The organism is Pelodictyon luteolum (assembly GCF_001622165.1).
Taxonomy (GTDB): domain Bacteria; phylum Bacteroidota; class Chlorobiia; order Chlorobiales; family Chlorobiaceae; genus Chlorobium; species Chlorobium luteolum_B.
Genome location: NZ_LVWG01000031.1, coordinates 14541 through 40547, shown reverse-complemented (window position 1 = coordinate 40547; position 26007 = coordinate 14541). Strand labels below are relative to the sequence as shown.

The following is a 26007-nucleotide window of genomic DNA, read 5'->3' as shown; positions in this document are numbered from 1 at the left end:
AGAACCGACAATGGAACTGCAGACACTTTGGTTTATACTCGTAGCCGTCCTCTTCACCGGGTTCTTCTTCCTTGAAGGCTTTGACTTCGGGGTCGGTATCCTGCTCCCGTTCATCGGCAGAGAGGACCGGGAGCGCCGCGCCATCATCAACACGATCGGCCCCTTCTGGGATGGCAACGAGGTATGGCTCGTCACCGCCGGCGGAGCTATGTTCGCCGCTTTCCCGCACTGGTACGCAACCCTCTTCAGCGGCTTCTACCCCGCGCTCATCCTCATGCTCGCCGCCATCATCTTCAGGGGCGTAGCCTTCGAATTCCGCAGCAAGCTTGAGCATCCGTCATGGCGGAACTTCTGGGACTGGAGCATCTTTGGAGGCAGCGCCATTGCCGCACTGCTCTGGGGAGTAGCGTTGGCCAACATCATCCGCGGTGTACCCATCGATGCCTCGATGAACTATGCCGGCGGGTTCCTGAACCTGCTCAATCCATACGCGCTGGCCTGCGGCATCGCATCCCTCTTGATATTCACACTGCACGGTGCGGTGTTCCTCACCCTGAAAACCACCGGTGAACTCCGTCTGCGGTCGATGAGGGCGGCAAAAAACGTCTGGGTGCCGGCCGTCATTCTCTCCGTCGTATTCATGATCTACACCTATGTGGAAACCGACCTCTACCTGCACCTCGGCATCAACCCCGGCATCATTCCGGTATTCAGCGTTCTGGCGCTGCTTTCGGTGAAGACGCTGCTCGATAATAACGCATCGGGCTGGGCTTTCGCCATGACCGGCGTCGCCATCGCATTCTCGACGGCAACCATCTTCATGGGACTCTATCCGAGGGTCCTCGTTTCGAGCCTCAACCCCGACTGGAGCCTGACCATTTACAACGCATCCTCATCGCCCTACACGCTCGGCATCATGTCGATGGTTGCTCTGATATTCGTCCCCCTCGTACTTCTCTATCAGGGTTGGAGCTACTGGGTCTTCCGCCAGCGGGTGACGACCGACAGCCACCATGAATACTGACATGGGGAACGGATGAACGAACAAGGCAGGCCCCGGCATGAATATTGACAGGCGCATGTTCAGCCTCATCGGCGGGCACAGGGCGCCATTCATCCTTTCGATCGCAGCATCCGGCGCTGCGGCCGTGATGGTGATCGGCCAGGCGGCATCCCTCAGCCGCCTCGTCAACGACGCATTCATTGAAAAAGCGCCTCCAGCGGCACTCCTCCCCTCCATCGGTTTTTTTGCACTCTTCAGCATGCTGCGCATGTTTCTCGGCTGGCTGGGGCACGCCGAGGCGAACCGGGGTACGATTGCCGTCCGGAAAGACCTGTTCGGGCGCCTTACCGGGGCCATCGCGCTCCGCGGCCCCCTTTACGCCCGTTCACTCCCGAGCGGACGGCTCAGCACCACCCTCATCAAGGGAGTGGAAGCTCTCGATGCTTATTTCAGCCAGTTCCTCCCGCAGCTGGTTCTCGCGCTTCTGGCGCCGCTCATTATCCTTATTGCCGTCTTCCCCGTGGATCCCGTATCGGGATTCATCCTGCTCGCCACAGCCCCCCTCATCCCGCTCTTCATGGCGCTCATAGGAAAGCGGGCAGGAGCGATGACGGACCGGCAATGGGAGACACTCAGCCGGATGAGCGGATATTTCCTCGACATGCTGCAGGGCCTTCCAACCCTGAAGCTCTTCGCAAGAAGCCGCAGCCAGCATGACGCCATAGCAGATGCCGGCGAACGGTTCAGGACGGCGACGATGAAGGTGCTCCGGGTCGCCTTTCTCTCCTCGCTTACACTTGAGCTGGTCGGAACCATCGGAACAGCCATGATAGCAGTCGCCATTGGCCTGCGCCTCCTGACGGCAGGACTTACGTTCCAGACCGCACTCTTTGTCCTCCTCCTCACCCCGGACTTCTACCTCCCACTCCGCCAGCTCGGCCTCAAGTTCCATGCCGGCATGGAGGGAACAAGCGCTTCGAAGGATATCTTCGCGGTCCTTGATGGTGCAGGTAATGGTTCAATTGATAGATCAATTAATGGCCCGATTGATGGCCCGGAACCTGAAGGACACCAGAAAGTACCTTTTGAAGGGAAGAACACTCCTGAGGCGGCTCCATTCCACCGCTCGGAGATACGATTCGAAGGGGTCTCCTACAGCTACCCCGGAAGCACGGAACCGGCCCTCAGTTCGCTCACCTGCGCCATACCGGCAGGGAGAACCACGGCCGTCACCGGCCCGAGCGGAGCAGGAAAAAGCACCCTCATGAACCTGCTCCTCCGGTTCCAGGATCCCTGCTCCGGCACCATAACTGCCGGCGGCCGCCCGATCGGGGAGTACCCGGTCGAGGCCTGGCGCGAGCTCGTCGCATGGGTCCCGCAGCATCCATTCCTCTTCAACGAAACCCTCCGCCTAAACATCATGATGGCCAACCGCAGCGCGACTGAGGAAACACTCCTTCGCGCTGTCCGTATGGCAGGGCTTGAGGAGCTCGTCGATCGGCTGCCGGCAGGCATCGATACCCCGGTCGGAGAACAGGGCATACGGTTCAGCGGAGGTGAAGCCCAGCGCATAGCCCTTGCCAGGGCGTTCATGAAGGACGCTCCGCTCCTCGTGCTCGACGAACCGACATCGCACACTGATCCGGAACTCGAGGCTACCCTCCAGAGGGCCATTGGGACCCTCATGCAAAACCGCACAACCCTCATCATCGCCCACCGCCTTGAGACCATCCGCTCCGCAGACACCATTCTGGTACTCGAAGGCGGCAGAGAGACGGCAACAGGCACCCACAGGGAACTCATGGAGAGCAGCGCTTTCTACCGGCGCGCTTTCCTGGAGCACGGGGAGAGTGTACAATGAGCATATTCTTCCGCCTCATCCGCATTGTCCGCCCCTGGGCCGGCTGGATGCTGCTTGCAGCCTTCCTCTCGTTTGCCGCAACCGGCAGCGGCATAGGACTTCTCATGACTGCAGCATACCTTATCGCCAAGGCGGCACTGCAGCCACCGCTGGCCGCACTGCAGATAGGCATCGTCGGCGTAAGGTTCTTCGGCCTCGCACGCGGCGTGCTGCGCTATCTTGAACGGCTGGCATCCCACGACACCACGTTCCGGATTCTCACAAGCCTCCGTCTGTGGTTCTATGATGCGCTCGAACCACTCGCCCCGGCACGCCTCATGCAGTTCAGGAGCGCCGACCTCCTGCAGCGGATCGTCGATGACATCCAGAGCCTCGAGAACCTCTACACAAGAGTGCTCGCACCTCCTGTGACCGCCCTTTTGACTGCACTCCTCCTCTGGTTTCTGCTCGGGTTCTGGTCACCGCTGGCCGCAGTGATCCTGCTCTCTTTCCATCTGCTCGCCGGCATCGGCGTTCCGCTCCTCACTGCCAGACTCAGTCGCGGAACGGCAAGCGGAATCCTCCGGTGGAAGGCTGAGGAACAGATGCTCGCCCTTGACTTCGCACAGGGACTCGCAGAGCTGCAGATGTACGGTGGCATTGAGCGGCACCGGAAGCGTCTCGAACATGCAGAGTCGGAGAAACTCGCACTCGAACGCAAAAGCGCCCTCGTCGACGGCATGCAGGAAACCCTCATCGGCCTCATCATGAACGCGGCAGTCCTCGGTGTTCTCTCTGCAGTCCTGCCAGAGGTGTCCACCGGCACCCTCAGCGGCATCGCGCTCTCCATTGCAACGCTGGCAGTCATGGCCTCATTCGAGCCGTTCCTTCCGCTCCCCGGCTCCGTCCGCCACCTTGAAGCCGACATCCATGCCGGCAAAAGAATCTTCGAAATACTTGACGCAACACCTGAAGTAACGGAACCATCCTCCCCACGACCCATACAGGGAGAGCTTCCGATTGAAGCCACAGCGCTCTCGTTCACCTATCCGGGAACCCTCCGCCCGGCTCTGGACGCGGTATCATTCATGATTCTCCAGGGAGCCAGGGTCGCCATCGTCGGGCCCAGCGGATCGGGAAAATCGACCCTCACATCTCTCCTCGTTCGCTTCTGGAACCCCGGCAGCGGCACTCTGAGGATCGGTCGACACCCCATCGAAGAATACAGCCCCGAAGCACTGCGGCGTCATATCGCACTCGTCTCCCAGAGAACCTATGTGTTCGCCGAAACCATCCGGGAAAACCTCCTCCTCGCCAGACCCGGAGCAACGGACCATGAGCTCGGAAAAGCTCTCCGGGCAGCCGGACTCAACCACTTTCCCACACGCCTCGGCGAGTTCGCAGGACAACATGGCATGCAGCTCAGCGGAGGTGAACGACAGCGGCTCGCCATCGCCCGCGCCATCCTGCAGGACGCCCCCGTCGTCATCCTCGACGAAGCAACCGCCAGCCTCGACGCTCCGACTGAACAGGAGGTGCTCCGGCGTATCGAGGAGGCATCAGAAGGAAAAACCATCATCACCATAACCCACCGCCTGCAAGAGATGGAACGGTTCGGGAGCATCCTGGTATTAAAGGACGGGCGGCTCGCCGAAACAGGCACGCACACGGAACTCATGAGGAAGCAGGGCGTCTATCACGCCATGTGGAACAGCCAGCATCAAAGCATCGACGGGCAGCAATAAATCAAAGACAACCATGAACGACAGACAGCAAGAAAACGCCACTGGCGCAAAAATGCGCATCTTCGTTGCAGGAGCAACCGGATACATCGGGAAATTCGTCACCAGGGAACTGGTGGCGCGGGGCCACGAGGTGGTAAGTTTTGCACGACCGCGCTCGGGGGTGAATGCCGCCACGACGGCAGAAGAGACACAGCGGCAGCTTGCAGGCTCGGAGGTCCGCTTTGGCGACGTCGGTGATCTGCAGTCGATCCTCAGGGAAGGAATCAGGGGGGAGCGTTTCGACGCTGTCTATTCATGCCTTACCTCGCGCACCGGCGGTATTGAAGATGCATGGAACATCGACTACCGGGCAACAAAAAACGCTCTTGACGCCGGTCTCAAGGCCGGCATCACACACTTCGTCCTGCTCTCGGCCATCTGCGTACAGAAACCCATGCTGGAGTTCCAGCACGCAAAGCTGAAATTCGAGGCTGAGTTGATGGCATCCGGGGTGGCATACTCGATCGTTCGTCCGACGGCCTTCTTCAAGTCAATCGCCGGACAGGTGGAGTCGGTGAAAAACGGCAAACCCTATGTCATGTTTGCCGACGGAGAGCTGACCCGCTGCAAACCCATCAGTGAAGCTGACCTTGCCCGATTCATGGCCGACTGCATCCTGGATCCCTCGATGCAGAACCGCATCCTTCCGATCGGGGGACCGGGGAAAGCCATTTCGGCCAGAGAACAGGGTGCAATGCTCTTTGAGCTGCTGGGGAAGGATCCGAAGTTCAAGCAGGTTCCAATCCAGATCTTCGACGTCATCATCCCCGTCCTCAGCCTCTTATCGAAGTTCATCCCGCAGCTTCGAGACAAGGCAGAGTTCGCACGCATCGGCAAATACTACTGCTCGGAATCCATGCTCGTCTTCAACCACGAGACCGGACGGTATGACGAAGAGGCAACGCCCTCATACGGCACCGACACGCTCCGCGACTTTTACGCCCGCGTGCTTAAAGAGGGACTCAAGGGCCAGGAACTTGGAGCCCACAGCATGTTCTAGTCTACAGGGGAAAGGGTCGGTTGCCAAGAAGTTGATCGAAATCCACCGGAAACGACGGTTCAATCCGCCCCTCGCTATCCATGCCCTCGGGCATCGGGTGCACCCCGACCGGAAACGCATCGTGGCGCAGCAGGTACTCAAGGAGCCATCCCGTCAACCGGTAGAACCCCGATGGTTTTGCCGTCGGTGAACCGGCCCCGGGGTTCGGCGGCTTTCCAACCGCCCACTCCCCGACGATACCGTCCACCAGTGCCCGGTACCGGGCTTCCCGCTCTGTATGCTCTTCCATCTGCACGCTCCTTTATGGTTTGTATATGACGGCACCGGTTGCCTCCGGCCGCTTACTGCACGCCTGAGGACACGCCGGTCTGGCTGACCTTGCGGATCCGGGATGCATCGAACCCCATCCCGGCCGCTTTTGTCCTGAGCTCTTCAAGCAGAGCAGGCTCCATCACGGGACGGCGTGCAAGGATCCACAGGAGGTCACGGTCATGACCGGAGACAAGCGCCCACCGGTAGCCTTCGTGATCGAGGGCAAGCACGTTGTAGCTCGCGTAGAAGGGGCCGAAAAACGATACCTTCAGTGCACCGCGTTCGACCGGCCCGGCGAACTTCGCCCTCCCGTTGACGCTCTTCCAGCGCTGTCTCTCGGTGTCGAACCCCCGGTTCTCCACCCTGACCGATCCATCGTCGTCAAGACGGTAGGTGGCCGATACCTCTTCGAAGTTTTTTTCGAACGAATTGTCGATACGGGCAATCTCGTACCAGGTGCCGAGATAGCGATCGAGCGAAAAGTCCTCAACGACCTGCAGCCCGCCCGGTACACCGGTGCAGCCGGCAGGCACGAACAACAGCAGGCAGAGCGCCCGTTTCAGCATTGCGGTGATCTTCATGGTGTTTTCTCCTCGTTATCGGTTATACGGCAGACTTCGCCGGGGTATTCAATTTCAACGGTCGAGTGCTCGATGCCATGGCTTTGGACAAGACCGGCTATCCGCTTTTTGAGCTCGATATAGGCGCAGGCATCAAGCTCGCGGTCCACCTGCAGGTGTGCGGTAAATACCTGGTGCATGCCATCAAGCGACCAGATATGCGCGTTATGGACGCCCTCTACGCCTTCAATGCCTTCTGCTTCCCGCACCACCGCCTGGAGACTGATGCCAACAGGCACAGCCTGCAGGAAAACGGGCACCATCGAACGAAGGTTCTGCAGGGCGCCGTAGAGGATATAGAGAGTGATGGCGACAGCAAGGATGGGGTCGAGCACGGGAATCTGCTTGAACATGAGCACCACCGCCACAACAAGCACAGCCACCCAGCCGAGCACGTCCTCAAGCAGGTGGAGGGTTACGACCCGGGCGTTCATGCCGTTTGTTTTCCTGAGGCGGAGCATGGCAAGCATGTTGACCCCGATACCGGCAACAGCAAGCAGCGCCATGCCGCCGGCGTCCGGGGTACCGGGAGCGAAGAGCTTCGGTACCGCCTGAAAGAGAACGAATATGGACCCCCCGAAAAGGATCAGGGCGCTGAGGAGCGCGCCGACAAGCGAAAACCGCCGGTAACCGTAAGAGTACCGCTCGCTGCTCCCCGACAGGGAAAGCCTTTCGAAATACCATGCCTGACCGAAAGCGAAAGAGTCGCCAAGGTCATGGACCGCATCGGCCAGAATTGCCGTACTCCCCGTCAGCCAGCCGCCGACGAACTCCACCAGCGTAAAGGCGAGGTTGAGGAAAAAAGCGGTCCCTATATCACCCGCGGCTTGATGATGATGGTGAGGGTGGCTGTGTCCTGCACTCATGAGGCTCTCCGTTCAGTCAAACACAATGGTCTTGCGACCGTTGAGAAGAATGCGGTGTTCAGCGTGCAGGCGCACTGCCCGGGCCAGCACCATCCGTTCCAGGTCACGCCCGCGGCGGATGAGTCCCTCGAGGGTGTCGCGGTGGGTCACCCGCATGATATCCTGCTCGATGATAGGACCCTGGTCCAGCTCTTCGGTTACATAATGGCTGGTGGCACCGATGATTTTCACCCCTCGCTCATAGGCCTGCCGGTAGGGGTTGCCGCCGACAAACGCCGGGAGAAAAGAGTGGTGGATATTGATAGCACGTCCGTGCCAGCGGCGGGCGAACGAGGGGGAGAGCACCTGCATGTACCGGGCAAGCACGATGGCGTCGATATCATTGGCATCCAGAAGCGCCTGCTCTTCAGCTTCAACATCATGACGGGTATCGGCCCTCACCCGAAACAGGTGAAAAGGAATGCCATACTGGGCGGCAAGAGGCTCAAGGTCGGGATGGTTGGATATCACGAGAGGAATCTCGGCAGAAAACTCACCCATGCTGTAGCGCCAGAGAAGCTCCTGCAGGCAGTGGTCGTAGCGGGAAACGAAAATGGCGAAGCGGGTGGGACGAAGGGTGAAGCGGATGCTCCAGGATGCCTCGAATTCGGTACCAAGCGGGCGGAAGGCATCCTCGAGCGCTGAAACAGGAATGCTGAGCCGGTCGGTGCTCCAGGAGACCCGGATGAAGAACATCCCCTCTGCGGCATCGACATGCTCGTCGAGGTCGATGATATTGCCGCCCCGTTCATAGATGAAATGCGAAATGCGTGAGACAAGGCCGCTCCGGTCGCGGCAGGAAAGCAGCAGAATGGCCGTGGGGCTGGGTTCTTGATGCATGGGTATGGAGAGCATGATTGAGGAGGAGTGCAAAAGAGCTCCATTTCTTGTATATTTATGTTTTTTCAACGCGAGTTCCACCATAAATAAATCCTGCCCTGCGGGGTTTTTCCGGCATGCGGCCCCATCCGCAGTCCCTAGGCCCATGAGCACACGATCCCGATACACCGCCTCCACCGCCATCATCCTTATTGCCAGCGCCCTCTCATTTGCCTTTCTGGACCGGGAAACAGCCCTGTTCTTCCACGCCCTGGACACCCCGCCGTGGCATGACGTTTTCGATACCATCACCCGGTTCGGCCAATCGGAATGGTACCTCGTGCCGGGCCTGCTCCTGTTCGTCATCTTCCGAAATTCGCGTCCACCCCTCTCCTGGACAGGCCTCTTCGTCTTCGCCGTAACGGCCGTATCTGGCATCGCAGCCAACATTGTCAAGTTCATCCTCGGCAGGGCACGGCCGGGACTTTTCTTCCACGAGGGCATCTACGGGCTCGACTGGTTCAACGCCGCACACGCATGGACCTCGTTCCCGTCCGGGCATTCGGCAACGGCCTTTAGCGTCGGCGCCGCTCTTGTCCTGCTCTATCCAGGCGCCGCGCCTCTGTTCTATGGCGCAGCGGCCATCATCGCCTTCAGCCGCATCTTCCTCGGCCAACACTACCTCTCGGACGTCATCGCAGGCTCTTTCCTCGGCATCGCAACCAGCATCTTTCTCTATCATCGATACTTCAAACAGCGCATCCATGCTCCCCAAGAGCTCAAGCCGTGAAACGGCCATCTTCGCCGGGCTTCTGGCGTTCATCCTTGCCATCACCTGCTTTGCAGTGCTCGGCCAGGCACCACTGTTCGACGTGGATGAAGGGGCGTTCAGCGAAGCCACCCGGGAGATGCTCCAGAGCGGCAACTACGTAACAACCTACCTGAACGGAGTCCCCCGCTTCGACAAACCGGTCCTGATCTACTGGCTCCAGCTGCTCTCCATCAAGGCGTTCGGAATCACAGAGTTCGCATTCCGCCTCCCATCGGCCCTTGCGGCGGCCGGATGGGCGTTCGCACTGTTCCTGCATGAAGCACGCCGCAACGGAGCGCGCCGTGCATTCCTGGCCGCAGCCATGCTGGTCCTATCCCTGCAGGTGACCATCATCTCGAAAGCCGCCATCGCCGATGCACTGCTCAACCTCTGCCTTGCCGGCACCATGCTGGCACTCCTCAGCCATTACAGGACGCAGTCGAAAAGCTCGCTTCTTCTGGCCTATGCCGCCATGGGGTTCGGCATGCTGACCAAGGGCCCCGTAGCGATCCTCATTCCCCTTGCCGCGACATTCTTCTTCCATCTCAGCCAGAGGAGCCTCGGCGTCTGGTTCCGGATGGTTCTGAACCCGGCAGGCATACTGCTGTTCCTCGCCATCTCCCTCCCCTGGTATATAATGGAGTACCGGGCCGAAGGGATGGCCTTCATAGAAGGATTCTTCTTCAAGCACAACGTCGACCGGTTCAGCACTTCGTTTGAAGGGCACTCCGGCTCACTTTTTTACTATGTGCCGGTCGTCCTTATCGGCCTGATGCCGTTCACGGGGCTCCTCTACACCGTTGTACGCAACTTCAGGACGCTTGCCGGGGACCCTGAAAACCGCCTGCTCGGCATCTGGACGCTGTTCGTGTTCGTCTTCTTTTCGCTCTCCGGCACGAAACTGCCGCATTACATGATCTACGGTTACACGCCGCTCTTCCTCCTCATGGCAAGGGCCCTTCATATGGCGAAGCGACCGGCCCTCACCCTGCTCTGGCCGCTCCTCCTGCTCGGCGCCCTCGCCGCCCTCCCGCTGGCACTTCCTGTCGCTGAGGAGCTGGCCGGTGATGCCTATGTAAGCGACGTGCTCCTTGCCGCCCGTGAGCTCCTCGACCTCCGCCATATCCAGCTCACCCTGCTTTCCGCAGCTGCAATGGCGGCGCTGGTGCTCATCCGGCCTATCCCCATAGAGTTCCGACTTATCGCTTCAGGAGTGGTGTTCGCTCTCTACATCAACATGCACGTCATGCCGATAGCGGGCCGGCTCATGCAGGAACCCGTAAAAGAGGCTGCACTGCTGGCAAAGGAGAAGGGCTGGGAAATCGTGATGTGGGGGGTCGATTACCCCTCTTTTTTAGTATATTCGGAGTCATTTGCCGAGAAACGGGACCCCGTTCGGGGCGAAGTGGTACTAACCACGTCGAAGCATCTTGACCGGCTGAATAACCCGGTCGTGCTCTTCAGGAAAAACGGCATCGTCCTTCTGAGAACCACCCAATGAATGAAACCCCTGCCATGAAACTCTCAGTCGTCATACCGGTCATGAACGAAGAGGAGAGCATCAAGCCGCTCTTCGAAGCGCTCCAGACGGCACTGTCGGGCGTCGAGCATGAAATCGTTCTGGTCGACGACGGATCCTCGGACGGCACAATCGACGCAATCGAAGCACTCAGGACACCGAACGTGAAGCTCGTGGTGCTGAACAAGAACTACGGCCAGACAACGGCCATGGCTGCAGGCATCGCAGAGGCCGAAGGTGAGCTCATCGCCACCATGGACGGCGATCTGCAGAACGACCCCGGCGACATTCCGATGATGATGCAGTACCTTCATGACCACGACCTCGACGTCGTTGCAGGAAGGCGGGCCGGCCGCAAGGACGGCATGATGCTGCGAAAGATCCCGAGCGCCATCGCCAACGCCATCATCCGCAACATGACCGACGTGCACATCCGCGACTACGGCTGCACCCTGAAGGTGTTCAAGCAGGATGTGGCAAAAAACCTCGGGCTGTACGGCGAGCTCCACCGCTTCATTCCGGTACTTGTCCAGCTTTACGGGGCGAAAATGGAAGAGGTCGACGTGCGCCACCACGCCCGGAAGTTCGGCACATCGAAATACGGGATCGGCAGAACGTTCAAGGTACTCAGCGACCTGCTCTTCATGGTTTTCTTCCAGAAATACAGCCAGCGGCCGATGCACCTTTTCGGGACCCTCGGGTTTCTCTCGCTCTTTATCGGCCTGACGATGAACATCTATCTGCTCACGGTAAAGATTCTCGGAGAGGACATCGGCAGCCGTCCGCTGCTCTCGCTCGGAATCATCCTGACATTCATCGGCATCCAGCTCATCACTACGGGCTTTATTGCCGAGTTCATCATGCGGACCTACTACGAGTCACAGAACAAGAAACCCTACATCATCCGGAAAATCGTTGGCAAACACTAGTTCCGGCATCAAAAAGATGCTCAAGGCGGCGCTCCAGATACTCGTTACCCTTGCCGCCCTCTACCTCGTCCTGCAGAAAACCGATGTCCGCCAGATCGGTGCGGCCATCGGCGGCTCCAACCCATGGTACATCATCTGTGCGGTTCTTTTTTTCAACCTTTCGAAGCTCTTCAACGCCGTCAGGCTGAACAGATTCTTCAAAGCAGTCGGGCTCAACCTCTCCTGGGCCTACAACCTGAAGCTCTATTACCTTGGGATGTTCTATAACCTCTTCCTTCCCGGGGGGGTCGGCGGGGACGGCTACAAGATTTTCGTTCTGCAGAAAAACCACCGGGTCAAGACCATCAACGTCTTCCATGCCGTATTCTGGGACCGGCTGACCGGCATCATCGCGCTCATTTTTCTCGGCCTCATCCTCCTGCTGCCCAGCTCGTTCGCCAGCACCATGCCCGAAGCTGTTCCCTATGCATGGGCGGGGCTTCTGGCCGTTTATCCCCTGGCCTACATCCTGAACCGTTTCGTCTACCGGCAGTTTCTCGACCTGTTTGCCATTACGGCGCTTGAATCCGTCATGGTGCAGGCCGCCCAGGCCGCCACGGCATTCTTCATCCTGCAGGCCCTGGCACCCGGTACCCACAGCATCGACTATCTGGCCATCTTCATGATTTCGACGGTGGCGACAATCCTGCCGATCACGGTCGGGGGCGCAGGCGCAAGGGAGGTTACCTTCTATTATATGCTAAGCCACATCAACCTTGACGCCAGCCTCGGCATAGCCCTTTCGCTGGTGTTCTTCGGGATATCAGCCATATCATCCCTGCCGGGGATACTCCTCAGGATACGGCACGAAGCCAGCATACCTGAAGAAACGAAAGAGTCCTGAACAGTTCCTACTCCTCCCTGATCAGTCGAGGGGAGTCGAAACATCAAGGTCGTACAGGCGGCACTGCAGCTGGGCACGGCCGTTCCACACTCTGTTTTCAAGCGAGTATGCCATGGAAAACACCGCCCGGGGATCGGCCTCCAGAGCATCGAAGACATCTCGGCGATCGAAACCGATAACGTCGAAGAAGCGCCCGCTGCCGTCGCGGACACTGAACTTGACATGCCGCTCCTTCAGGAGCCGCGGCCTGCCGTGAACCCGGAGTCCCTTTGTCATAAACACCGGCTCGCGGTTGCCGAACCCGTGTGGTGAGAACTGCTCAAGCACCCTGATGAACTTCTCTCCGGCATCTTCAAGCCGGAGTTCAGCATCGATCACGAGCTCTTTCTGACGCTCACGGATGCCGAGCCGTGAAGCTGAAGCAGCATCGAACCGTTTCCTGAATGCGGAAAGGTTCTCAGGAAGCAATGTAACTCCGGCCGCCTGCCGGTGACCCCCGAACTGCAGCAGAAGGTCTCGGCATTCCTCAAGCACCCCGTATACATCCAGCCCCTCCACACTCCTGACCGATCCTTTAACCAGGCCGTTCATGCCACCCATGATGACCGTCGGCAGATAATGGCGTTCAAGCATCTTCGAGGCCACGATACCGAGCACGCCGAGGTGCCATGACTCGTCGTACAGGACAATGGAAGAGCAATAGGAGGCGAAATGCCCGTCGAGCATCTTTTCGGCTTTCTCCATGATGTCGGCATCGGTTTGACGTCGCAGGGTATTGAGCTCCTCGAGTCCGTCGGCATGGCGCCGGGCGTCCACAGCCGACTCCGAGAGAAGCCACTCCATGGCCCTTTTTGCCGAACCCATGCGACCCGCAGCGTTGATGCGCGGCGCGATGCCGAAGGCAATATTGAACATGCCGACCTCTGTGGAGGCAACCTTCATGATCCGGAACATTTCCTGAAGACTCTGACTGGGAGCCGACTGTATCCGGACAAGCCCTTCACGGACCAGCACCCGGTTCTCGTCAGTGAGTTCAACCATGTCGGCTGCCGTTGCGATGGCCACATAGGCCAGATACTCCCGCCAGGCTTTTTCACCCTCTCCCGTCTCATCTGCAATGGCCTGTATGAACTTGAAAGCCACACCGCAGCCGCAGAGCTCACGGAAAGGATAGCGGCAACCGGGAACCTTGGGGTTGAGGATCGCAACTGCATCGGGAAGGAGGTCGGGTTCGTGGTGGTCACAGACGATCACATCCATGCCGAGCCCCCGGGCCCGGCTCACGGCATCATTGGCACGGATGCCGCAGTCGACGGTGATGACAAGCCCCACTCCCCTTGAGGCAGCGGCGTCAATCCCCTCCGGAGAGAGCCCGTAGCCCTCCTGGAAGCGGTCATTGATGTACCATGACACTTCGGCACCGAGCCCTCCGAGAAACCGGTGGAGCATTGCCGTTCCGGTCGTGCCATCAACATCGTAGTCGCCGTAGAGCATAATCCGCTCCCCATCCCGGACAGCTTTCAGCACCCGCCTGACGGCGATTTCCATATCACCGAAGAGGAGCGGGGAGTGCAGGCTTTCGAGTGATGCCCTGAAAAAGTTTCTGGCGGCATCAAAGGTGTCGATGCCACGGTTGAGGAGCGCCCGGGCCAGGGGCATAGAGACATTGATGGATTCCATCATGGCGGCAACCGCGGCATCATCTGCGGAAAGAATGGTCCAGCGGAATCGTTTCATGGAGGGTCTCTGGGGAAGGTTGCCTGAAGCATAAAAATTGAATGTAACGCTTCCGCCACTCCCCGCAAAAGGGGAAGGGGCCCCTCCTTGAATTTGGACAGGGATATTTCTAAATTACAGGTTTACGGCCGGGATTATCCCTGTCGCCGTCCCATCAACCATCAGGACCCATAACTCCATGAGCCAGCTCATCACCATCGAACGCCACATCCTCGAGCAGCAGAAAAACTTCCCGGAAGCGACCGGAGAACTCACCGACCTGTTGAGCGACGTTGCGTTCGCCGCCAAGCTGGTACGCCGTGAAGTGGTCCGGGCGGGACTGGTGGACATTCTCGGTTTTGCAGGCAGCACGAACGTGCAGGGTGAAGAGGTAAAAAAACTGGATCTGTTCGCCAATGACAAGATCATCAATGCCATCGGCCAGCACGGACGGTTCGCCATTATGGGATCAGAAGAAAACGAAGGCATCATCATCCCCCCGAAAAACGAAACCGGAAGCTACGCCCTGCTCTTCGACCCGCTGGACGGCTCATCGAACATCGATGTCAACGTCAGCGTCGGCACCATCTTTTCGATTTACCGGATCAAGAGCAGCAACCCCTGCAACGCCAGCATCAGCGACTGCCTGCAGAAAGGCTCAGAACAGGTTGCGGCAGGCTATGTCATCTACGGTTCCTCCGTCGTCATGGTCTACACCACCGGCAACGGCGTCCACGGCTTCACCTACGACCCGACCATCGGCGAGTTCCTGCTCTCGCATGAAAACATCACCACGCCCGAAAGCGGCAAGTACTACTCCATCAACGAGGGATCCTACGCACAGTTCAACGACGGGACCAAGCGCTACCTCGACTACATCAAGGAGGAGGATCCGGCAACCGGCCGCCCCTACAGCACCCGCTATATCGGCTCACTCGTCGCTGATTTCCACCGCAACCTCCTCACCGGAGGCGTCTTCGTCTATCCGCCCACCACGAAGCATCCCAGCGGCAAGCTGCGCCTGATGTATGAGGCTAACCCGCTTGCCTTCATCTGCGAACAGGCCGGTGGGCGCGCAACCGACGGACACCGCCGCATCCTTGAGATCGACCCCTCGGAACTGCACCAGCGTACGCCGCTCTATATCGGCAGCATGGCGGACGTAAAGGTTGCAGAGGAGTTCGAACAGGGTATCCGCTGAGCATCACGCTCTCTTCCAGCGTATCGACCACTAAAAAAGCCGCCTTGCATAAGGGCGGCTTTTTTCATTCCACTGTTTCAGGCACTCACCCTCAGAGACTCCCCTTTTCGAACTCCGGGTAAAAGAAGCGCTGGATACCAACCGTTTTTCCCGTTTGGGCATCAAGCGCCACGATGACTGCAGAGAAATGCACGTCGTCTTCGGCACACTCGTATTTATGAGGGGTCTGATACAGCATGCGGTCTGTGGCCGACTTCGTCTGCATGCCGATGACCGAATGGAACGGGCCGGTCATGCCGGCGTCGGAACAGTAACCGGTTCCTTTCGGAAGAATCCGCTCATCAGCCGTCTGCACGTGGGTATGGGTGCCGATAAGGGCCGATACCCGGCCGTCAAGGTACCAGCCGAGGGCGATCTTTTCAGCCGTTGCTTCGGCGTGGAAGTCGACAAAGACGAAGCGTGCCTGGTCCTTGACCTGCTTCAGAACCCAGTCGGCGGTCCGGAACGGGCAGTCGATGGGGTACATGAAGGTGCGTCCCTGCAGGTTCACCACGGCGATATTGCCGAGCCCCCCGGGAAGCGGATAGATACCGAACCCCCTGCCGTAGGTGCCTTTCGGGTAGTTGAGTGGCCGGAGTACCTTGGGATGGGTTTTCAGGGTATCGAAAAAGTTGAAATTGCTCCATGTGTGGTTTCCTCCTGTGACCACATCGACACCTGACTCAAGCAGCTGGTTCAGTGCATCCAGGCTGAGCCCTTTGCCGTTGTGGGCGTTCTCGCCGTTGCAGATGACGAAATCGATCTGATGGGCATTGATGAACCCCTTCAGCATCAACCCGACCATTTTCAGGCCCGGCGTACCAATCACGTCGCCGATGAACATCACCTTGAGGGTTTTTGCTGCCATGCTGTACCGTCCTTTTGTTTTCCGTTGGGGGTCTCCTCGCCTAGATTCATAAGGTACGAAGGGAAGAGCGGAATCTGAAGGACAGCCTACCCCTGAAAGCAGAAAAACCCGGCTGGAAACCGGGTTTTTCTGCTCCATAGGAGCACTGCTCTCTATCAACGGGGATGATTACATCGCGTCGATGATGGCGTTGAAGGTTGCGCTCGGGCGCATCGCTTTCGTGGTTGCCTCTTCGTTGGGATGGTAGTATCCACCCATGTCGACAGGGCTGCCCTGTGCTGCAATCAGCTCTTCATTGATCTTCGCCTCGTTGAAGGCGAGGTCTGCTGCGACCTGCTTGAAGCGGGCCTGCATGTCAGCATCGGCCGACTGTGCGGCAAGCGCCTCGGCCCAGTAGCATGCAAGGTAGAAGTGGCTGCCGCGGTTGTCGATCTGGCCGACCTTGCGGGCTGGAGACTTCCTGTTGTCCAGGAACTTTCCGATCGCGGTATCAAGGGTGTCGGCAAGAACCTGGGCCTTCGGGTTGCTGAATGCACCGGCAAGGTGCTCAAGCGAAGCGGCAAGCGCGGAGAATTCGCCGAGCGAATCCCAGCGGAGGTAACCCTCTTTCTGGAACTGCTGCACGTGCTTCGGAGCGGAGCCGCCTGCACCGGTTTCGAAAAGACCGCCACCCTGCATGAGCGGGACGATGGAGAGCATCTTGGCGCTGGTGCCGAGTTCGATGATCGGGAAGAGATCAGTCAGATAGTCGCGAAGCACGTTGCCGGTCACCGAAATGGTGTCCTGACCTGCCCTGAAACGCTCAAGCGAGAAGCACATGGCATCAACCGGGTTCATGATGCGGATGTCGAGCCCTGCGGTGTCATGCTCCTTCAGGTAGCGGGTAACTTTTTCAATCAGCTGCACATCGTGGGCGCGGTTGCTGTCGAGCCAGAAGATGGCCGGTGCACCGGTTGCGCGGGCTCTGGAAACAGCGAGCTTCACCCAGTCGCGGATCGGAGCATCCTTGGCCTGACACATGCGGAAAATATCACCGGTTTCCACCGGCTGCTCCATGACGACGTTGCCCGCAGCGTCAAGAACGCGGACGGTACCCGATGCAGGAGCAAAGAATGTTTTGTTGTGGGAACCGTATTCCTCGGCCTGCTGCGCCATGAGGCCTACGTTCGGCACGCTGCCGATGGTTGAAGGATTGAAGGCACCGTTTTTCTTGCAGTCCTCGATCATGGCCTGATACATGGTGGCGTAGCAGCGGTCGGGAATCATGGCCGTGGTGTCATGGAGCTGACCGTCGGGTCCCCACATTTTTCCGCCATCGCGGATGACGACCGGCATGGAAGCGTCGACGATGATGTCGTTGGGAACATGGAGGTTGGTAATGCCCTTGTCACTGTCGACCATGGCCAGAGCCGGACGGGTGGCATAGACTGCCTGGATGTCGGCTTCGATTTCGGCCTTTTTGGCTTCGGGAAGGTTCTGGATCTTCAGGTACAGGTCGCCGAGGCCGTTATTGACGTTGACGCCGAGTTCCCTGATGACGTCGGCATGCTTTTCAAACACGTCCTTGTAGAACACGGTGACTGCATGGCCGAACATGACGGGATCGGAAATCTTCATCATGGTGGCCTTCAGGTGCAGCGAAAGCAGCGAACCGTTCTTTTTGGTCTCGTCGATCTGCTGTGCATAGAAGCTGCGGAGCGCGTTGACGTTCATGACGGCAGAGTCGATGACCTCACCGGCAAGAACCGGGGTGCTCTCTTTCATGACGGTCGTTGAGCCGTCGGCACCAGCAAACTCGACGCGGAGGTTGTCTGCTGAAGGCATGGTGACCGATTTCTCGCTGCCGTAGAAGTCACCCGACGACATGCAGGCGATACTGGCTTTGGAGTCTGCCGACCACGCGCTCATCTTGTGCGGATTCTTCTTGGCATACTCCTTGACGGATAGCGGAGCGCGCCTATCGGAGTTGCCCTCACGGAGCACCGGGTTAACGGCGCTGCCAAGAACCTTGGCGTAACGCTTCTGAATCTCTTTTTCGGCATCGGTGGAGGGTGCTTCGGGGTATTCGGGTAAGCTGTAGCCCTGCGACTGCAGTTCCTTGATGGCTGCCTTAAGCTGCGGAATGGACGCGCTGATGTTCGGAAGCTTGATGATGTTGGCCTCGGGCTTCAGGGCAAGTTCACCGAGCTCGGCAAGGTAGTCGGGGATGCGCTGGGTTTCGGTCAGGCTGTCCGGGAAATTGGCGAGGATTCGACCGGCAAGGGAGATGTCCCTGGTTTCAACCTCGACGCCGGTACCCTTGGCGAAGGCCTTGATCACAGGCAGAAGGGAGTAGGTTGCAAGCGCCGGAGCCTCGTCGATCTTGGTATAAATGATTGTAGCGGTTTTTGCCATCTCTATTGTCGTTTTATTGAATGGTTGGTTACGGGAACTGCAGAAAAAAACACACGCTCCGCCAAGGCTGATGTCACTGTTTTAAACGGTGAAAGCAGCACTGGTGGAAAGCCATCGAAAACGGAATAAAAGACCAACACGGAAGGGACCCTCCCGTGAAGCATGATCAGCTGAAAAACATTGGAATAACTGGAACAAGGGGGGCTGCCGAAACCCGGCGGCCCCCTCAAAAATCACTTGGCAGGCTTGAAATCCTCAAGACCGACCCGTTCGGCGAGTTCCTTGTCGTTGAGTACTTCGTGGGCAAGCTTGATCATGGGAATGGTTGCACCCATGGAGCTGTAGCCGCCGTCATGGAACAGGTTCTGCATGGTGACCTTGCGGGAAAGGTCGCTGAGAATGGTCATGGCATATTCGGCACACTCCACAGCGGAAGCGTTGCCGAGCGGCGACATGAGGTCGCTGTACTCGAACATTTTTTCGAATCCGGGGATGCCGCTGCCTGCCTTGGTGTAGGTCGGGCTCTGCGAAATCGTATTGATGCGGATACCGCGGCGGGCTAGCCGGGGCCCGTAGCTGCGGACGATCGACTCGAGAAGCGACTTTGCGTCGCCCATATCGGAGTATGTCCAGTAGTTGCGCTGCGATGCGATATAGGAGAGAGCCAGTACACTGGCACCATCGTTGAGTACGTCGTTCTTCAGGGCGTAGGAGACTAGCCTGTGGAGCGAAAGACCTGAAACGTCAAGGGTGCGCATGAACCACTCGTAGTTCAGCTCCTCGTAAGGAAGCTGCTTGCGGATGTTCTGCGACATGCCGATGGAGTGCACGATGAAATCAACCTTTCCGAGCTTCTCTTTCAGTTCGCGAAAGCAGCTGTCGACATCCTCGTTCTTGGAAGCGTCGCAGACAATGACCGGGGCGTTGCCGCAGAGAGCCGAAAGCTCATCGGTGTTGCCGAAACGCATTGCTGCGGCAACGTTCGAAATAGCTATGCTGGCACCTTCCCTGTGGGCGTGGACTGCAATCTGCCACCCGATGCTGCTTTCATCAAGCGGGCCGAAAACAATTCCTTTCTTCCCTTTCAAAAGACCATAGTGCGCGTTCTCGGACATGATATAAGCTGGTTCTTTAACAAAAAATGGGGGGAGAGCCCCTTATTTCAATATTTCAAACAATGAAGATACGAGTTTCCGTGTAAAACTTAAAAGTTTCGCTTCAAATTTTATCGCCAGACCCCGGAAACGCCCGTCAGATCTTCATTCTCCGTAGCGAGCGGAGCTTGTCAAGCACGTTGCGGTTGACGTTAAGCTCGGATTCTTCCTTGTCGACCGGAATTTCACGGAAAATGACCCGCAGCAGGCTGTCTTCTCGGACAAACTTCTCCATCTCAAGACTGTAGAGCGCCCTCGGCAGGGTAATTATGCGCTGGGCGCGGTCGATGGCGACGACGATGTCGGTGCCCATACGATCCACCGTCACCTCTTCTGCATCCTTCAGGAAGGGGATCTTGATGCAAAGGATTTCACGGTGGTCCTTGGTGAGCTCGCTACGCTTCGTCTCGATCCAGAAATTCTTTCCCGAGTAGAAGATCTTGTCAGGCGCCTGCTCTCCGAACACCATCTCACTGATGCCGTAGAGGGCATCGGGCCCGATTGGCTCGGTGCGCTGCAGGTGGCAGCGGAAAACCGGTGTGGGATAGAACGAGTTGTCGATTTCCATCAGATACTTGCTGTGCAGGTCGGCCCAGAACTCGAAGTACTCACCGACGGTCCTCGATGTCGGAAGGATCTTGTTGATGACGATGCCGTCGATGTTGATACCGTAAAGATGCACGAAGGTGTATGCCCGTTTCGTCTCCAGAATCGAGAGCTTTTCGGGGTTCAGAACGAGGCGGAACGTAACCTCGGGGCTGAGGATGAACTGGTTGATGTCCTCCATCTGCTTGAGCAGCACATTGACCTCGTTGAAAAAGTCGTCGTCAGGAATGGATGTGCCGGAGAGAGGACGTGCGAGCGAAGACATGCTCTTGTAGAGCTTAAAGAACTGCTTGCCCATGTTGCCGCCGATGATGATCTCGGGATAGGCCAGAAGACGGAGCGTGTTGCCGGTCGGGGAAGTGTCGAGCACGACGGCGTCCCACTTGCCGGACTGTGCCTCGTCGAGAAGACGGCTGAGTGCGAAGATTTCGTCAAGGCCTGGCTGGGTGGTCAGCTCCGAGGCCATTCCGCTGTCAATCCCCTTGTTCTGATAGGAGGTGGAGACGAACTTCTGGAAGCCCGACATGTTCTTCTTCAGCTCGTACACCGTATCGACCTCGAGACCGTAGAGGTTCTCTTCGATTTTCTGGGGGTCGTTGCGGCTGATTCGGAGGTCGAAGACATCGGAGAGCGAGTGCGCGGGGTCGGACGACATGATGAGGACCCGCTTGCCAGACCGCGCAAGAGCCACGGCTGTACAGGAGGATATGGTGGTCTTGCCCGTTCCGCCTTTACCGGAGTATATGATGACCCGGGTTTTAGGCTGGTTTTCTGTTAAATCCCTCGACAGCATAGGCCGCTCCACGGTTTGATGGCGCAAAAATTATAGTCCCGTAAGGTACCACTTTCCCGTCTCAGAGAAAAGCGGTCTTTTTGCGGAGCGCTTCCTCGAGCAGCCGCATGTATTCGTCGTGCGGCACTTCCACAGCCCCGAGTCGATGGAGATGGGGGTTAATGATCTGGGCATCGAGAAGCAGGTATCCTTTCAGCCTGAGATGGCAGACCAGATGCCAGAGCGCCACCTGGGAAGCGTATGAGCGGCGGAAGAACATCGATTCCCCGAAGAACGCCCCCGCGATGGCGATGCCGTAAAGGCCGCCTGCAAGCTCCCCCCGGTAGCGGCATTCGACACTGTGGGCAAGACCAAGCTCATAGAGGCGTATGTAGGTTTCAACGATCTCTTCTGAAATCCAGGTTTCCGGATCATCTTTCCTCGGGGCAGCACAGGCCCGGATTACGGCCTCGAAATCCGTGTCGATGGAGACCGAGTACTCCCCCCGGCGCTGGAGACGAAGAACATCGCGCGAAGGGCGGTAGCTTTCCAGCCGGAAAAGCGCCCGCATCTCGGGACGGCACCAGTAGAGCTGGCCGTCGGAAGAATCAGCCATAGGGAAGAACCCTTCACGATACGCTTTCAGGAGGGCGTCAAGAGGGATCATCGCTGAAATCAAGAAGAATGTCCGCAAGCATCCGCTTCGGTACATGGTGAACCCCGTTCAGGTCCCGGTAGTAGCTGACCGGGTCTCCTTCGCCGATCTGGTCGATCACCACCGTTTCGAGCGGCTTGCCGAGCGCAAGGACCTGCAGTATCTGGTAGCGGTCGGGAATATGGAGCAGGCTCCGGAGGGCGGGCCGGTCAATGGAGGCGATGATGCAGCCGCCGAGGCCCTCTGCGGCAGCACCGAGCATGATGACCTCGGCGGCGATGCCGCTGTCGATGGAAAACTCACTGGCAATTGAGGTATCGCCGAGCATGACGATGCAGGCTGAAGGTCGCTCCCCCGCTTCGGGACCCGGCCAGTCGGCAAGGTAGCCAGCCCATGACAGGAGAGGAAACAGGGCCCTCGAACGGTCGGGATCACTAAGGGCAATGAACTTCAGCGGCTGGAGGTTCTTTGGTGAAGGCACATAGCAGGCCAGCTCCACCAGACCGCGGAGCACCCCGTCCTTGACGGCAACGCTCTCGTCGAATCGCCGGATGCTCCGGCTGCGGACAACGAGGTCCCTGAACTGCATCATACTCACCATCATCACCCCTTGTCGCGCCATGCAGCGCCGGCAAAATGCGAAAGATCATCCCACCGGCCGCCTGAGATCCACTCAGAGATGTAATCGACCGTGCGGGCGTAGCGGAGGGGCTTGCGCCCCGGTTGTTCAAGCCACTCACCAAGTATCTTCCGGTCAAGCGCATGCATGGCCATGCCGTAGCCGAGCTGCTCCATGGCCATAGCGTTCGAACCCTGTTCGATCTGTCCGTCGAGGGGCCTGAGCAGGAGCTTGCGGCCAAGGTGCAGGGCCTCGCCCGGCAGCTCGAAGCCTGCGTTGCATACAACACCGGAACACTCCGTGAGGTCACGGAGGAACCCCTCACGCGAATAGGCCCTGAAATGCAGGTTTCCCCTGTCGCTGTCCTCGGTGACCTTCCCGTAGATATGAAAATCGTAGTCCTCGAACCCGGAAATGAAGGCCGTGACATCGTCAATCTCCTCGAACGGCAGATAGACGAGGATTTTGCCCTTCACGGGTTCCGGTGCAGCGGCACCGTAGAGTGTTGATGGAATGACGGGAGGAAAGATCGGCTGATTGAAATGATGCCAGTGCAGGCCGGCATTATAACGGGCCGGAGCGAAATTAAGGAGGGTATACTTCTCAAAAATATTCCCTCTCGTCTCAGGAATGGCATACCGGAATGCATACTGATGGCCGAAACCCAGCGAAGGAACGTTGCGGATACGCGCCGCCATGGAGGTGATCGGCTCGAAGTCGGTGATGATGAGGTCAAGGCCCGCGGTATCAAGGGTGAGGACATCGGCCATCAGGCGGCTGAAATCAAGCTGGAACATGGTTTCCATGTAGTTCAGCTTTCCCCGATAGGTAACAAGGGTCATCCCCTTCATCACACGGTAGGGCTCGAAAACCTCGATCTCGCGCAGTTCATCCTCTTTGCGGCCGCTGACGATGACCTCGACGTCATGACCGTCTTCCTTCAGCTTTCTGACAAGCTCCCTGCTCCGGCTGATATGGCCGTTTCCGGTTCCCTGGACACCGAAAAGGATCCTCATGGTTCTCGTGCGTTTAGGATTGGGGGCAGAGGAAGTTCCCCGGCCGGAATACTCTGGCAATGCGAGTATGAACAACTACGGTCAATAACTACGATCAATAACGATTAATAACGATCAATAACGATCAATAACGGGAAAGAATGCGTCATATCCATCGTTTATGGAACGATTTTCAGGTTCGCATACTGGACCATAAGCGTCTTTTCCCCTGCGCTCCGAAATGCGATCCTTGCCTTCTGCTGCGAGCCCTTCCCCTGCAGTTCCACGACGGTGCCGGGACCAAAAACCGCATGGTGAACCTTCGAGCCCTTCTGCATCCCGCCGGTTGCGGGGCGCACGGCTGCCGGTGCTGCATGGTTGCCGGGCAGAGCAGGACGCCGGACAGGAGCGGAAGCGGAAGAAGATACCGGTAATGATGCTCCGCCGTGCGACACGGCGCGTCCGCCTTCACCCAGAAGAACCGATTGGTCAATCTCGCCGATAAACTTCGAACGCAGGCAGTGCTGCGGCTGGCCGTAGAGATATCGGCTCTGGGCCCAGGAGAGGAAAATCTTTTCACGAGCTCTCGTAACCGCCACATAGAACAGCCGACGCTCCTCTTCGAGCTGTTCGGGCTCGAAACAGTTGAGCGGGAAAAGCCGTTCCTCGAGGCCGGTGATGAAGACTACGGGAAACTCCAGACCTTTCGAGGCGTGAACCGTCATGAGTGAGACGAAGTTGTCGGACTCCTGAGTCTCGTCGTAGTCGGATGCCAGAGCGATGTTCTCGAGGAAATCGCCGAGTGAGCCCCGATCGGGGTTGTGATCCGAAAAGTCGCGCGCCATGGAGAGCAGTTCCTGCAGGTTCTCATGGCGGGCCAGCGATTCGGGCGTGTTCTCGGCCTGAAGCAGCGAGGGAATGGCTGTAAGTTCGAAAAGTTCGTTGAGCACATCGTAGACAGTACCCTCCATTGCCGTTTCCCTGAGTTTCTCAATCACCGCGGAGAAGGAGCCGAGGGCAGTGAGCAGGCGTTGCGGGAACCCGCCATCAGCGGCAGAGCGTATGGCTTCGTACAGTGTCAGTCCATGCTCATCGGCAAACTGGCGCAACTTTGTGATGCTGACCTCACCGATCTTTCGAGGCGGAAAATTGATGATGCGCAGGAGCGATTCCCCATCGCGGTCGTTCTGGATGAAACGCAGGTAGGCGACGGCGTCCTTGATCTCGCGACGTTTATAGAAGGAGACACTGCCGAAGATTTTATAGGGTATCCTGCTCTGGCGCATGGCGTCTTCGAGCACGCGGGACTGGGCGTTGGTCCGGTAGAAAACTGCAAAGCTGCGGAATTCGAGCCCCTTTTCGCGGTGCATCGAGAGTATCCGCTCCCCTACCTTTTCGGCTTCGTTGCGTTCATTGTATGCCTCAATAAGGGTAAGCGGGTCGCCCTTGACGCCCTGCGCCACCAGCTCTTTTTTGATCTGGCGGCTGTTGCGGCTGATCACGCTGTTGGCCGCAGCAAGGATGGTGGCGGTGCTGCGGTAGTTGTCAACAAGCTTGAAAGTCTCCGACTCCTGGTAATCGTCCTGGAAGTTCAGGATATTGGAAATGTCGGCGCCGCGCCAGGAGTAGATGGACTGCGCATCGTCGCCGACAACGAAAATGTTGCGGTAGCGCTCTGCAAGCTGCTTGGTCACCAGGTACTGCGCGCGGTTTGTGTCCTGGTACTCGTCGATGAGGATGTAACGGAACATCTCCTGCAGTTCACGAAGCACATCGGGGTGCTCCCGGAACAGCTCGAGCGGTTTAATGAGCAGGTCGTCGAAGTCAAGGGCGTTGTTCTCCCTGAGCTTCCTCGTGTAGAGCTCATAGACAAGAGCGGCCTTCTGCTGGTTGTAGTCCAGAGCACTCCGATGGAACTCGGAGGGCAGGATAAAACTGTTTTTGGCGCGGCTGATGAGACCCTGCACCGTGTTGACCGGCACGGAGTCCTGCTGGATGCCGAGCTCCGTCATCGACTGGCGGATCAGGCTCTTGCTGTCGTCGGAATCGAATATTGAAAAACTCCGGCTGTAGCCAAGCCGGTCTATGTAGTCGCGGAGCAGGCGGGCGAAAACGGAATGGAACGTGCCGATCCAAAGCCCGGAAGAAGCACCCGGCCCGAGAAGGGCATCAACGCGGTGGCGCATTTCGCCTGCGGCCTTGTTGGTGAATGTCAGTGCGAGAATGTTCCCTGAAGGGACACCTTTGGTCCCGATCAGGTGTGCAATGCGGTAGGTAATCACCCGGGTCTTGCCGGAGCCGGCACCGGCCAGCACCATGACGGGTCCTTCGGTTGCGCTGACGGCGCTTCGCTGCACCGGGCTGAGATCGCGTAAAAAGTCGGTCAAAACGGTTCGGACGTGTTGTTGATGGAGGCGGACAAGCCGGTGAGGGCGCCGCCCGTTGAAGTTCGTATAAGTATACCCTTTTTACAACTTTTTAGGGCATCCCGGCATAAGGATGTTTTTCACTTCATAAGGAACCTGAATGAGGCAATTCTCTACGGGAGTTGCTGCGGAGTTGC

General features: G+C 58.1%; 22 protein-coding genes. 9 read left to right on the top strand and 13 right to left on the bottom strand.

The features are described from left to right. The first annotated feature begins 10 nt into the window (after nt 1–10). Genes cydB through A3K90_RS06055 form a run of 4 tightly spaced genes read left to right on the top strand, consistent with a single transcriptional unit; the run spans nt 11 to nt 5627 of the window. Nucleotides 11–1024, top strand: a complete 1014-nt coding sequence (gene cydB / locus A3K90_RS06070) for a cytochrome d ubiquinol oxidase subunit II (RefSeq protein ID WP_303681682.1) — start codon at nt 11–13, stop codon at nt 1022–1024. 37 nt (nt 1025–1061) lie between these two features. Further along, a complete protein-coding gene (cydD, locus tag A3K90_RS06065; protein ID WP_303681681.1) occupies nt 1062–2864 on the top strand; it encodes a thiol reductant ABC exporter subunit CydD in 1803 nt (600 codons plus the stop codon). After that, the gene (gene cydC, locus A3K90_RS06060) at nt 2861–4588 is read left to right on the top strand and encodes a thiol reductant ABC exporter subunit CydC (RefSeq protein WP_303681680.1); all 1728 of its coding nucleotides are present in this window, start codon (nt 2861–2863) and stop codon (nt 4586–4588) included. Before cydD ends, cydC begins: the two co-directional genes overlap by 4 nt. Nucleotides 4589–4601: 13 nt before the next feature. Next, complete coding sequence (locus tag A3K90_RS06055; protein ID WP_303681679.1) at nt 4602–5627, top strand: NAD(P)-dependent oxidoreductase; 1026 nt, start codon at nt 4602–4604, stop codon at nt 5625–5627. Between the two features lies 1 nt (nt 5628). Here the strand turns inward: A3K90_RS06055 and A3K90_RS06050 are convergent, their stop codons facing one another. Genes A3K90_RS06050 through purU form a run of 4 tightly spaced genes read right to left on the bottom strand, consistent with a single transcriptional unit; the run spans nt 5629 to nt 8304 of the window. Further along, entirely contained in the window at nt 5629–5916 is a 288-nt protein-coding gene (locus A3K90_RS06050) for a hypothetical protein (RefSeq protein ID WP_303681677.1), read from the bottom strand. A 52-nt stretch (nt 5917–5968) separates the two neighbouring features. Then, nucleotides 5969–6520, bottom strand: coding sequence for a lipocalin family protein (locus A3K90_RS06045; protein WP_303681676.1), 552 nt, complete (start codon nt 6518–6520; stop codon nt 5969–5971). Next, nucleotides 6517–7425 (bottom strand): cation diffusion facilitator family transporter, encoded by a 909-nt coding sequence (locus A3K90_RS06040; protein WP_303681675.1) that lies wholly within the window; start codon nt 7423–7425, stop codon nt 6517–6519. The genes A3K90_RS06045 and A3K90_RS06040 overlap by 4 nt, the downstream gene beginning before the upstream one ends. A gap of 12 nt (nt 7426–7437) precedes the next feature. Then, complete coding sequence (purU, locus tag A3K90_RS06035; protein WP_303681674.1) at nt 7438–8304, bottom strand: formyltetrahydrofolate deformylase; 867 nt, start codon at nt 8302–8304, stop codon at nt 7438–7440. A 145-nt stretch (nt 8305–8449) separates the two neighbouring features. Between purU and A3K90_RS06030 the strand changes: the two genes are divergently transcribed. The 4 genes from A3K90_RS06030 to A3K90_RS06015 are packed head-to-tail and all read left to right on the top strand — an operon-like array spanning nt 8450 to nt 12425. Beyond that, nucleotides 8450–9073, top strand: coding sequence for a phosphatase PAP2 family protein (locus tag A3K90_RS06030; RefSeq protein ID WP_303681673.1), 624 nt, complete (start codon nt 8450–8452; stop codon nt 9071–9073). Further along, nucleotides 9048–10595, top strand: coding sequence for a glycosyltransferase family 39 protein (locus A3K90_RS06025; protein ID WP_303681672.1), 1548 nt, complete (start codon nt 9048–9050; stop codon nt 10593–10595). The genes A3K90_RS06030 and A3K90_RS06025 overlap by 26 nt, the downstream gene beginning before the upstream one ends. A 14-nt stretch (nt 10596–10609) precedes the next feature. After that, nucleotides 10610–11542 (top strand): glycosyltransferase family 2 protein, encoded by a 933-nt coding sequence (locus A3K90_RS06020; RefSeq protein ID WP_303681723.1) that lies wholly within the window; start codon nt 10610–10612, stop codon nt 11540–11542. A 16-nt stretch (nt 11543–11558) separates the two neighbouring features. Then, nucleotides 11559–12425: a lysylphosphatidylglycerol synthase transmembrane domain-containing protein gene (locus A3K90_RS06015; protein WP_303681722.1), complete on the top strand. Its 867-nt coding sequence runs from the start codon at nt 11559–11561 to the stop codon at nt 12423–12425. A gap of 21 nt (nt 12426–12446) precedes the next feature. Here A3K90_RS06015 and recJ read toward each other — a convergent pair whose 3' ends face one another. After that, a complete protein-coding gene (gene recJ / locus A3K90_RS06010; protein ID WP_303681670.1) occupies nt 12447–14162 on the bottom strand; it encodes a single-stranded-DNA-specific exonuclease RecJ in 1716 nt (571 codons plus the stop codon). 178 nt (nt 14163–14340) lie between these two features. Here recJ and fbp point away from each other — a divergent pair, with 178 nt between their 5' ends. Further along, on the top strand, nt 14341–15342 hold the full coding sequence (fbp, locus tag A3K90_RS06005) for a class 1 fructose-bisphosphatase (RefSeq protein WP_303681668.1): 1002 nt from the start codon (nt 14341–14343) through the stop codon (nt 15340–15342). Nucleotides 15343–15433: 91 nt separating this feature from the next. Here the strand turns inward: fbp and A3K90_RS06000 are convergent, their stop codons facing one another. The 8 genes from A3K90_RS06000 to A3K90_RS05965 all read right to left on the bottom strand — a co-directional run bounded on the left by A3K90_RS06000 (nt 15434) and on the right by A3K90_RS05965 (nt 25831). After that, complete coding sequence (locus A3K90_RS06000) at nt 15434–16249, bottom strand: TIGR00282 family metallophosphoesterase (RefSeq protein ID WP_303681667.1); 816 nt, start codon at nt 16247–16249, stop codon at nt 15434–15436. Nucleotides 16250–16417: 168 nt separating this feature from the next. Continuing rightward, nucleotides 16418–18643, bottom strand: a complete 2226-nt coding sequence (locus tag A3K90_RS05995) for an NADP-dependent isocitrate dehydrogenase (protein WP_303681666.1) — start codon at nt 18641–18643, stop codon at nt 16418–16420. A 233-nt stretch (nt 18644–18876) separates the two neighbouring features. Further along, nucleotides 18877–19758 (bottom strand): enoyl-ACP reductase, encoded by an 882-nt coding sequence (locus A3K90_RS05990; RefSeq protein ID WP_303681665.1) that lies wholly within the window; start codon nt 19756–19758, stop codon nt 18877–18879. 136 nt (nt 19759–19894) lie between these two features. After that, nucleotides 19895–21196 (bottom strand): ArsA family ATPase, encoded by a 1302-nt coding sequence (locus tag A3K90_RS05985; RefSeq protein ID WP_303681664.1) that lies wholly within the window; start codon nt 21194–21196, stop codon nt 19895–19897. A gap of 61 nt (nt 21197–21257) precedes the next feature. Beyond that, on the bottom strand, nt 21258–21842 hold the full coding sequence (aat, locus tag A3K90_RS05980) for a leucyl/phenylalanyl-tRNA--protein transferase (protein WP_303681663.1): 585 nt from the start codon (nt 21840–21842) through the stop codon (nt 21258–21260). Next, nucleotides 21829–22422: a nitroreductase family protein gene (locus A3K90_RS05975; RefSeq protein WP_303681662.1), complete on the bottom strand. Its 594-nt coding sequence runs from the start codon at nt 22420–22422 to the stop codon at nt 21829–21831. Before A3K90_RS05975 ends, aat begins: the two co-directional genes overlap by 14 nt. 11 nt (nt 22423–22433) lie before the next feature. Next, entirely contained in the window at nt 22434–23465 is a 1032-nt protein-coding gene (locus tag A3K90_RS05970; protein WP_303681661.1) for an MJ1255/VC2487 family glycosyltransferase, read from the bottom strand. A 158-nt stretch (nt 23466–23623) separates the two neighbouring features. Then, nucleotides 23624–25831 (bottom strand): ATP-dependent helicase, encoded by a 2208-nt coding sequence (locus A3K90_RS05965; RefSeq protein ID WP_303681660.1) that lies wholly within the window; start codon nt 25829–25831, stop codon nt 23624–23626. Between the last annotated feature and the right edge of the window lie 176 nt (nt 25832–26007).

Excerpts from the sequence above, each read along its gene's own strand:
- cydB (WP_303681682.1), top strand. The coding sequence starts at position 11 with ATGGAACTGCAGACACTTTGGTTTATACTCGTAGCCGTCCTCTTCACC.
- cydD (WP_303681681.1), top strand. The coding sequence starts at position 1,062 with ATGAATATTGACAGGCGCATGTTCAGCCTCATCGGCGGGCACAGGGCG.
- cydC (WP_303681680.1), top strand. The coding sequence starts at position 2,861 with ATGAGCATATTCTTCCGCCTCATCCGCATTGTCCGCCCCTGGGCCGGC.
- A3K90_RS06055 (WP_303681679.1), top strand. The coding sequence starts at position 4,602 with ATGAACGACAGACAGCAAGAAAACGCCACTGGCGCAAAAATGCGCATC.
- A3K90_RS06050 (WP_303681677.1), bottom strand. The coding sequence starts at position 5,916 with ATGGAAGAGCATACAGAGCGGGAAGCCCGGTACCGGGCACTGGTGGAC.
- A3K90_RS06045 (WP_303681676.1), bottom strand. The coding sequence starts at position 6,520 with ATGAAGATCACCGCAATGCTGAAACGGGCGCTCTGCCTGCTGTTGTTC.
- A3K90_RS06040 (WP_303681675.1), bottom strand. The coding sequence starts at position 7,425 with ATGAGTGCAGGACACAGCCACCCTCACCATCATCATCAAGCCGCGGGT.
- purU (WP_303681674.1), bottom strand. The coding sequence starts at position 8,304 with ATGCATCAAGAACCCAGCCCCACGGCCATTCTGCTGCTTTCCTGCCGC.
- A3K90_RS06030 (WP_303681673.1), top strand. The coding sequence starts at position 8,450 with ATGAGCACACGATCCCGATACACCGCCTCCACCGCCATCATCCTTATT.
- A3K90_RS06025 (WP_303681672.1), top strand. The coding sequence starts at position 9,048 with ATGCTCCCCAAGAGCTCAAGCCGTGAAACGGCCATCTTCGCCGGGCTT.
- A3K90_RS06020 (WP_303681723.1), top strand. The coding sequence starts at position 10,610 with ATGAAACTCTCAGTCGTCATACCGGTCATGAACGAAGAGGAGAGCATC.
- A3K90_RS06015 (WP_303681722.1), top strand. The coding sequence starts at position 11,559 with ATGCTCAAGGCGGCGCTCCAGATACTCGTTACCCTTGCCGCCCTCTAC.
- recJ (WP_303681670.1), bottom strand. The coding sequence starts at position 14,162 with ATGAAACGATTCCGCTGGACCATTCTTTCCGCAGATGATGCCGCGGTT.
- fbp (WP_303681668.1), top strand. The coding sequence starts at position 14,341 with ATGAGCCAGCTCATCACCATCGAACGCCACATCCTCGAGCAGCAGAAA.
- A3K90_RS06000 (WP_303681667.1), bottom strand. The coding sequence starts at position 16,249 with ATGGCAGCAAAAACCCTCAAGGTGATGTTCATCGGCGACGTGATTGGT.
- A3K90_RS05995 (WP_303681666.1), bottom strand. The coding sequence starts at position 18,643 with ATGGCAAAAACCGCTACAATCATTTATACCAAGATCGACGAGGCTCCG.
- A3K90_RS05990 (WP_303681665.1), bottom strand. The coding sequence starts at position 19,758 with ATGTCCGAGAACGCGCACTATGGTCTTTTGAAAGGGAAGAAAGGAATT.
- A3K90_RS05985 (WP_303681664.1), bottom strand. The coding sequence starts at position 21,196 with ATGCTGTCGAGGGATTTAACAGAAAACCAGCCTAAAACCCGGGTCATC.
- aat (WP_303681663.1), bottom strand. The coding sequence starts at position 21,842 with ATGATCCCTCTTGACGCCCTCCTGAAAGCGTATCGTGAAGGGTTCTTC.
- A3K90_RS05975 (WP_303681662.1), bottom strand. The coding sequence starts at position 22,422 with ATGATGCAGTTCAGGGACCTCGTTGTCCGCAGCCGGAGCATCCGGCGA.
- A3K90_RS05970 (WP_303681661.1), bottom strand. The coding sequence starts at position 23,465 with ATGAGGATCCTTTTCGGTGTCCAGGGAACCGGAAACGGCCATATCAGC.